The 7,435-nt window shown below is 36.5% G+C and carries 5 protein-coding genes, 1 tRNA gene and 1 pseudogene; 6 read left to right on the top strand and 1 reads right to left on the bottom strand.

What is annotated here, in order from left to right:
* Positions 1–14: 14 nt before the first annotated feature.
* A complete protein-coding gene (panC, locus tag PVV60_RS05255; RefSeq protein ID WP_273723657.1) occupies positions 15–875 on the top strand; it encodes a pantoate--beta-alanine ligase in 861 nt (286 codons plus the stop codon).
* On the top strand, positions 872–1,687 hold the full coding sequence (gene panB, locus PVV60_RS05260) for a 3-methyl-2-oxobutanoate hydroxymethyltransferase (RefSeq protein WP_273723658.1): 816 nt from the start codon (positions 872–874) through the stop codon (positions 1,685–1,687). Before panC ends, panB begins: the two co-directional genes overlap by 4 nt.
* An 820-nt stretch (positions 1,688–2,507) precedes the next feature.
* Here panB and PVV60_RS05265 read toward each other — a convergent pair.
* Positions 2,508–2,593, bottom strand: a tRNA-Leu gene (locus PVV60_RS05265).
* Between the two features lie 147 nt (positions 2,594–2,740).
* Here PVV60_RS05265 and ilvA point away from each other — a divergent pair.
* From ilvA to PVV60_RS05285, 4 genes and pseudogenes are all read left to right on the top strand, one after another.
* The gene (gene ilvA / locus PVV60_RS05270; protein WP_273723660.1) at positions 2,741–4,018 is read left to right on the top strand and encodes a threonine ammonia-lyase IlvA; all 1,278 of its coding nucleotides are present in this window, start codon (positions 2,741–2,743) and stop codon (positions 4,016–4,018) included.
* Between the two features lie 35 nt (positions 4,019–4,053).
* Positions 4,054–4,584, top strand: coding sequence for a hypothetical protein (locus PVV60_RS05275; RefSeq protein ID WP_273723669.1), 531 nt, complete (start codon positions 4,054–4,056; stop codon positions 4,582–4,584).
* A 290-nt stretch (positions 4,585–4,874) separates the two neighbouring features.
* Positions 4,875–6,257, top strand: coding sequence for a DEAD/DEAH box helicase (locus PVV60_RS05280; protein WP_273723662.1), 1,383 nt, complete (start codon positions 4,875–4,877; stop codon positions 6,255–6,257).
* 1,053 nt (positions 6,258–7,310) lie between these two features.
* Positions 7,311–7,435: pseudogene (locus PVV60_RS05285) on the top strand (hypothetical protein); the annotation flags it as partial.

Consider the following 7,435-nt stretch of genomic DNA (forward strand, 5'->3'; position numbering starts at 1 on the left):
AATTGAATGGGAAAATGAAAGTTTTAAAGACAATTGCTGAAGTCCGCCAATATACTTCAGAGGAACGACGTTTAGGTTTTTCGATTGGTTTTGTTCCAACAATGGGGGCATTGCATGATGGTCATCTTGCATTAGTACAGTATGCAAGAGCAATGTGTGATCGCGTATTGGTTTCTATTTTTGTCAATCCAAAGCAATTTGGACCTCATGAAGATTTTGCTCAATATCCAAGAGATTTGAAGGGTGATTGTGCTTTGTTAAAAGAAGCAGGTTTTGAATGTGTTTTTGCCCCTTCTGTAGATGAAATGTGGCCACTGGGAAATGATACAATTGTGCAAGTGAAAAAATTATCACGTATTTTGATGGGAAAATTACGTCCAGGGCACTTTTGTGGTGTAACAAGCGTTGTTGCTAAACTTTTTAACATTGTCCAACCAGACAAGGCTTTTTTTGGGGAAAAGGATTTTCAACAACTTTTAATTATTCGGCGTATGGTTGAAGATTTGGCTTTTCCTATTGAAATCGTTGGTGTTCCTATTCTACGGGAGTCAGATGGTGTAGCTTGTTCTTCACGCAATCAGCTTTTAACATTAGAAGATCGTAAAGCTGCCAAAATTATTCCTGAAAGTGGGAAAGCTGCTGAAAAGCTTTACCATGAAGGTGAACGGTCGGTTGATAAATTATGCAAAACTGTTCGTGATATTTTACAACAAGAAACGCGAGCAATCATTGAAGCGATAGATTTACGGGATATGGAAACTTTATGCGCGGTTAAAGGAACATTGAATAAACCAGCAGTTTTACTTCTTACTGTTCGCTTTGGTGAGGTAAGGCTGATTGATCAATATATGTTGCAAGAGAAGGGCGGAAAATGAGTGTACATAAAACCGTAAAGCGTCTAACATCTTCCGAAATACGTGCAAGAAAGGGACAACAGCCAATTGTTTCTTTAACAGCTTACCAAGCTTATGCTGCGCGGATTGCTGATCCATATTGCGATATCCTTTTGGTTGGTGATAGCGTTGGTATGGTTGTATATGGGTTTGAGACAACGCTTCCTGTTAATTTAGATATGATGATTTTACACGGGCAAGCTGTGGTGCGTGGCTCTCAAAAAGCTCTTGTGGTTATTGATATGCCTTTTGGCTCTTATGAGGAAAGTCCAGAGCAAGCTTTTTTAAATGCATCGCGTATTCTTGCTCAAACTGGGTGTGGTGCAGTTAAGCTTGAAGGTGGTGTTTATATAGCGGAAACAATTGATTTTTTGTGTAAACGTGGCATTCCAGTGATGGGGCACATTGGTCTCACACCCCAGGCGGTGAATCGTTTTGGTGGCTTCAAAACACAAGGACGAAAACAGAGTGATTGGCAAAGAATTGAAGCCGATGGGGCTGCAATTGAGGAGGCAGGTGCTTTTGCTATTGTCTTAGAAGGGGTTGTTGAGCCTTTAGCAGTAAAACTGACAGAAAAGCTTTCTATCCCTACGATCGGTATTGGTGCATCCAATCAGTGTGATGGACAAGTATTGGTTATGGAAGATATGTTGGGCTATGGTGCTCATGTGCCAAAATTTGTACGCCGTTATGGAAACCTTGAACAAGCCATGGAAACTGCAATCAAGAACTATGCAGAGGATGTCACATCTCGTGCTTTCCCAGCGGATAATGAAGTTTATAAACTAAAATAAACTTCAGTTTAAAATGAAAAGTTTGACAAGAGAACATTTGTTGTTTTGATAGTCAATGTGCATATATTTTGTATACAATTTGAGCAGTGCTTTTTAAAGAAAGCTTTCTTGAGGCACCCAATCCCATTTTACGGCGCCGCCCATGAATGGTATAATGGTAAAGTCCATAGGAAGTGTATAAAATTTATAGAGCACCACTATCTTTACGCTTCATAAAAGAGCAAGTTGGCATCATCATACTATTTTGCTAATTTTCAATGTTGCGACAGCCCTTGGCACTTAAGACTGTTCATAAGAGCCATTTTTAATCCTTTCTTATACAATTTTACCCACACATCAGCCCCACTTGTGATGTGCAAATGAGTAATTTTAATTGATGCAACATAAAGAGATTTGAAATGAGAGAATCCTACGTTATTCGGGTCTTTAATTCAATATGAATAACGCTAGATTATCATTATAAATCAAAGCCTTGTATGACCTTGAAGAAGAACTTAAGCATTATAAATCAGTTGCAACAGAAGCTAAGAGAATTTTACCAAGCTCTGTTGTGAAAGCTTCTTAACGTTAAAGATATGACTCATTTCTTTATCCTAAAGGATGAGGAGATCGAGATTGACTGCCTCTCTACCCTAAAAGAGGAAGAAGAAGTCAACGTGCTAAAAAGGTACCTCAAAAAGCAGCAATGATTCGTATTTTAGCATCATCGCGGTGCCGTCTGATGGCGTTATAATAAAGTTGCGAAAGGTGGTTTAGAAGGTGTTTTAATTTGTGTTGATTTCTAATAAATCATTGGAAAATAAGGTAAATTAAGATATACTGGTGCGGACGGCGGGACTTGAACCCGCAAGGTCTTCGACCGGCAGATTTTAAGTCTGCTATGTTTACCGTTTTCATCACGTCCGCGATGTGATTTCTCTCATAAGCTATATCTTTTATTGAATCAAGAATTAATGACAAAAGAAACATTTTTCATTTTTTTAGTGAAATTTTGACTGACAATAGTTTCCTTTATCGATAGAAAAAGCTTTTATAATGTAAATAAAGTATGAAATGATTAGTGTTATGAGTCAATTTATTCAAGACGTCACAAAAGCTATGGTGGGATTGCATCACGTGTTTGCTGAAACTCCACTTCAAAGAAATGATTTTCTTAGTCAAAAGTATGATGCAGAAATTTATTTAAAGCGTGAAGATTTAACACCGGTGCGGTCTTATAAGATTCGTGGTGCTTTCAATTTTGTTTCAGAAATGCTTAGCAGTATATCACCAGATTCTGCATTTGTTTGCGCTTCAGCGGGGAATCATGCGCAAGGGGTTTCTTTTGTTTGTCGTTATTTTAAACGTAAAGGCGTGATTTTTATGCCTATGACAACGCCACAACAAAAAATTGAAAAAACACGTATTTTTGGTAAAGAATTCATTGATATTCGTTTGATTGGTGAAACATTTGATCAATGTTATGAAGCTGCGCAATCCTTTGTCGTGGAGAGCGGTGGTGTAATGGCTCCACCTTTCGATGATATTCGCATTATTACGGGGCAGGCAACGGTGCTCTGTGAAGCTGCTTTACAGTGGAAAAAACTCAATGGAGAAAATGAGCCAGATTTAATGATTGTGCCGGTAGGGGGTGGTGGTTTGGCAAGTGGAGTGAGTAAGTTTTTACATGAATATGGTTGGAAGACAAAGCTTCGTTTCGTTGAGCCGCGAAGAGCTGCAAGTTTGCTTGCTTGTTTGGAGAGTGGAAAACGCGTCAAGCTTGAAAGTATTGACACTTTTGTAGATGGTGCTGCTGTGGCTGAAATTGGTGCACTAAACTATGCAATTTTAAAGAAATTTCCTCCTGATTCTGTCATTACGGTTCCTGAAAATCGTGTTTGTTCTACGATGGTTGAAATGCTTAATGTTGAAGGTGTGGTCCTTGAACCGGCTGGTGCTTTATCGATTGATGCGCTTAACAGTATACCTCCTCAAGAGTTAAAGGGGAAAAAAATTCTTCTCGTTATTTCAGGAGGTAATTTTGATTTTGAGCGTTTGCCAGAAATTAAAGAGCGTGCTTTACGTTTCCAAGGATTAAGAAAATATTTTATTTTTAGTTTTCCGCAACATCCTGGTGCATTGCGTCATTTTCTTTCCACATTATCACCAGATGATGATATCGTACGTTTTGAATATTTTAAAAAATCAGCGAGAAACTTTGGTTCTGTATTGGTTGCGATTGAAACAAAAAAATACGGTAATTTTTGTCTTTTAGAGGAAAAATTTCAAGCGTTAGGTTGGCGTTATCGTGATATTACTGATGATCAAACGTTATTTGATTTCGTTATTTGAAAAACTGAAATTTTACTAAAACAAGAAGTATAATGATGAAACCTATTTTTTATTTGGTGCTGAGTCCATTTTTCTTTTTGATTGTTAATCAACAGAGTTTAGCATCTCAGCCGACAATAATACAAAGAGCTGAACTTTCAAGAGTCGTTATTGATGTCAATAATGCTATAAAAAATAGGGATTTTACGCCTATTTCTCGTTATATGCCTGAGCGGCTTTATAAAGAGATGGCACATCGATTGAATACAACAGAGAGTGCTTTACGTAGTGATTTTCTTCAACAGTTGCATAGGAAATTTGAGGGGTTGCCTTCTGGTGCTTATTATTTAGATAAAGAAAATATAGAGTATTTACAAACTGATAACGGTATTTTGTATGCTTTAATTCCAACAGTTCTTGAGATGAAGGATCGCATCATTCGATATAAAACGTTGGCGATTTTTGATAAAACTCAATGGTATTTAATTTATGGCGGTCAAAAAACTTTACAAAATCCAGTTTTTCTCGAGATTTATCCTGATTTTATCAAGGTACATTTACCGATGGACACAATCATCAAAAAGTAAACGATCTAAATATTGTTTTTATTCATGATAAATGTATTTCGTAAAGTTCTTGCTTTTTTATCATAATCCAAGGATAATGAGGATAAAGGTAGTTAGGCTGGTTTGTTGGCTTTTTGTAAAGTGGAGTTTATACGCCTTTATCTTGATTTCAAGGTGTTCATGAGTTGCGCAAGCCGCTTGTTAAGCGTTGCTTCATTTAAAATGTCAGGGATTTCTCTTGCGCGGATTCTTGAGTGGAGAGTTCAGCTGGTTACTTGTTTTGAGTTCTTCAGCTGAGGAGAGATTTTATTTTGCCTATAAAAGAAGAAAATGTTTTTACAAAGTTAGGTTTGCCTACTCTTTTGATTAAAAATTTACTTACTGCTGGAATGAGTAAACCTAAACCTATACAAGAACAAGCTATTCCAGTGATGTTGAAAGGACACGATATTTTAGGTGTTGCCCAGACAGGCTCTGGAAAAACCTTGGCATTTGGTTTGCCTATTTTAAGTCAGATTTTGGCGTTGGGTGATAAACGCTGTCCTAAAACTGCACGCGCTTTGATTTTAGCTCCAACGCGTGAACTTGCTGTTCAGATTGATGAAACGATTCGCACTGCGGCGAAAGGAGCACATCTTTCAACATGTCTTATTTTTGGGGGGGTATCACGTTTAAAACAAATTAAACGTATGGAAGCAGGTGTGGATGTTTTGATAGCGACTCCAGGGCGTTTGAGAGATCTTGTTCGTGAGAAGTGTGTTGATCTTTCCCAATCTCGTTTTTTGATTTTGGATGAAGCAGATCGTATGTTGGATATGGGGTTTATTCATGATGTTAAGCAAATTGCAAAGCTTTTGCATCAAGAGCGTCAGACAGCACTATTTTCTGCAACAATGCCTAGGGAAATTGCTGTGCTTGCAAAATGTTTACTCAATGATCCGGTTAAAATTGAAGTTGTTCCTCAAGGTACTACGGCTGTAGAGATTTGCCAAAAATTATATTGTGTTCCTACGAATGAAAAAAAGAATGTTTTAAGTAAACTTTTGACAAATCCAGCTTTTGATTCGGTTATTGTTTTTACTCGAACTAAACATGGGGCAGATGCTGTCACACGTAGTTTAGAAAAGATAGGATATTTAGTTGCAACAATTCATGGAAATAAATCACAAGGTGCTCGCCAGTCTGCTTTAAAAGCTTTTCGTGAAAGATCTGTGCAGATTCTAGTGGCAACAGATATTGCAGCGCGAGGCATTGATATACCAGGGATAAGTCACGTTATTAATTACGACTTACCAGATGAAGCTGAAAGTTATGTACATCGTATTGGTCGTACAGGACGCAATGGTGCATCTGGTGTAGCACTTACACTTTTTGATGAGAAGATAGAAAGGTCTAAGTTGCGTGCTATAGAGCGCTTGATTCGTATGAAATTGGTGGTTGAGTCTGTTCCAGAACAATTTGCAGCGTTTCCAGAAAAGCCAATTGTGCGAGAAAGTAGAGAAAAAGAAAACGATAAGGAACGCCGTTTTAAAAAATCTAAACGTCAAAAACAGTTTTTAGGTCGAAAAGATGATGCCGCGCAGTTGCAGCGGAAGAATTCTTCACCTCAAAATGAGAGGCATAAAAAAGCAAAAGCGGTGGCAAAGCGTGCAAAGCCTTTTCGGTTTCGAAAATCAGTTAAGAAGGCTGCTTAGATAAAGTTTTGAAAAAAGATCATGTACTAGAGATTTTTTACTTTTGCTGATTTATTCTCAATTGAAAAGAGCTATAAAATACTCTTGTCAAAGTAAGAAGATCTTTCAGAGGTTTTCATTTTTTAGAAATGAAAACTTCTAAGTATCTGGATTATTTAAAAATCTTTAAAGAACATTATTGTAGAGGCAATTATTTATTTGCTTTATTCCTATTTTTTAAAATGGGAATAAAGATAGATTTTATTTATATAAAATTATTTTTATAAAAGATGTGTTTTATCTTTAATGATAACTTTTAATTTTAAACATTGATGTCTAATAATAACTGATTGTTTTATATATTGAATAATTTATTATATCGCAATTTTTTTTATTTTGAAGCGATTTATGTGGACCAATCAAAACTATTCACTTTTACGTTACATATGAAATTATTGTATCGATAGGCATTTGAGTAATAAATAAAATGACTCTTATAAACTCATTCAAAGGCAAGGGGGATTGCTAAGATTGAGAGTCGGAAAATAGTATGATGGCATGGCTTTTATTATAAAATAAAGATGGGGCTGCTTAATCGATTTCATTTTATACCATTTACGGGCGTCATTGTGAAAGAGGCTTGGGGATTTAAGAGATATCTCTTTAAAAAAGTGTGTGGCTGCAATACAATAGCGAAAATATCATGATTCCTGAAGGCTTTCCTAGGATTCTTAACAATTTAGCTCGTTATCTTGGTTTTTATTGTAAAACACTATTATTTGGGGGGATATAAAGCCTATAAGACTTTATGTATTAAATGTTTTATGACAGTGGGATGAAATATCCAAGGCAAGGTTATTTGTAAAGCGTTGAAGTGGTTAGCGGGAGGAACAATCTGTTAGATAAGACGCCGAAGTGTTTACAGACTTGTTTTATGTTCTTGCTTTTAGGATGGGGAGGAGGTTATGTGGGGTGTATAGAAGATAATATATGACCTTGATTGTTGTTTCTTCCATTTTTCAAAATGATGGCTTTATGAGTAGGTTTTTAAGTTTAATTGCTTTATTGAGTACAAATCATTTAGCACTTCATAGAAGTTTTAAAGGAAACCGTCCTAGCATTACGCTAGTTCAAGATTTATTAACACCTTTTGCACTCGGTCGTCTTATTACGCTTTATGAACATCGTACTTTTGTTGA

This window comes from Bartonella sp. AU18XJBT (assembly GCF_028618595.1).
Taxonomy (GTDB): Bacteria; Pseudomonadota; Alphaproteobacteria; order Rhizobiales; family Rhizobiaceae; genus Bartonella.

Excerpts from the sequence above, each read along its gene's own strand:
- panC (WP_273723657.1), top strand. The coding sequence starts at position 15 with ATGAAAGTTTTAAAGACAATTGCTGAAGTCCGCCAATATACTTCAGAG.
- panB (WP_273723658.1), top strand. The coding sequence starts at position 872 with ATGAGTGTACATAAAACCGTAAAGCGTCTAACATCTTCCGAAATACGT.
- ilvA (WP_273723660.1), top strand. The coding sequence starts at position 2,741 with ATGATTAGTGTTATGAGTCAATTTATTCAAGACGTCACAAAAGCTATG.
- PVV60_RS05275 (WP_273723669.1), top strand. The coding sequence starts at position 4,054 with ATGAAACCTATTTTTTATTTGGTGCTGAGTCCATTTTTCTTTTTGATT.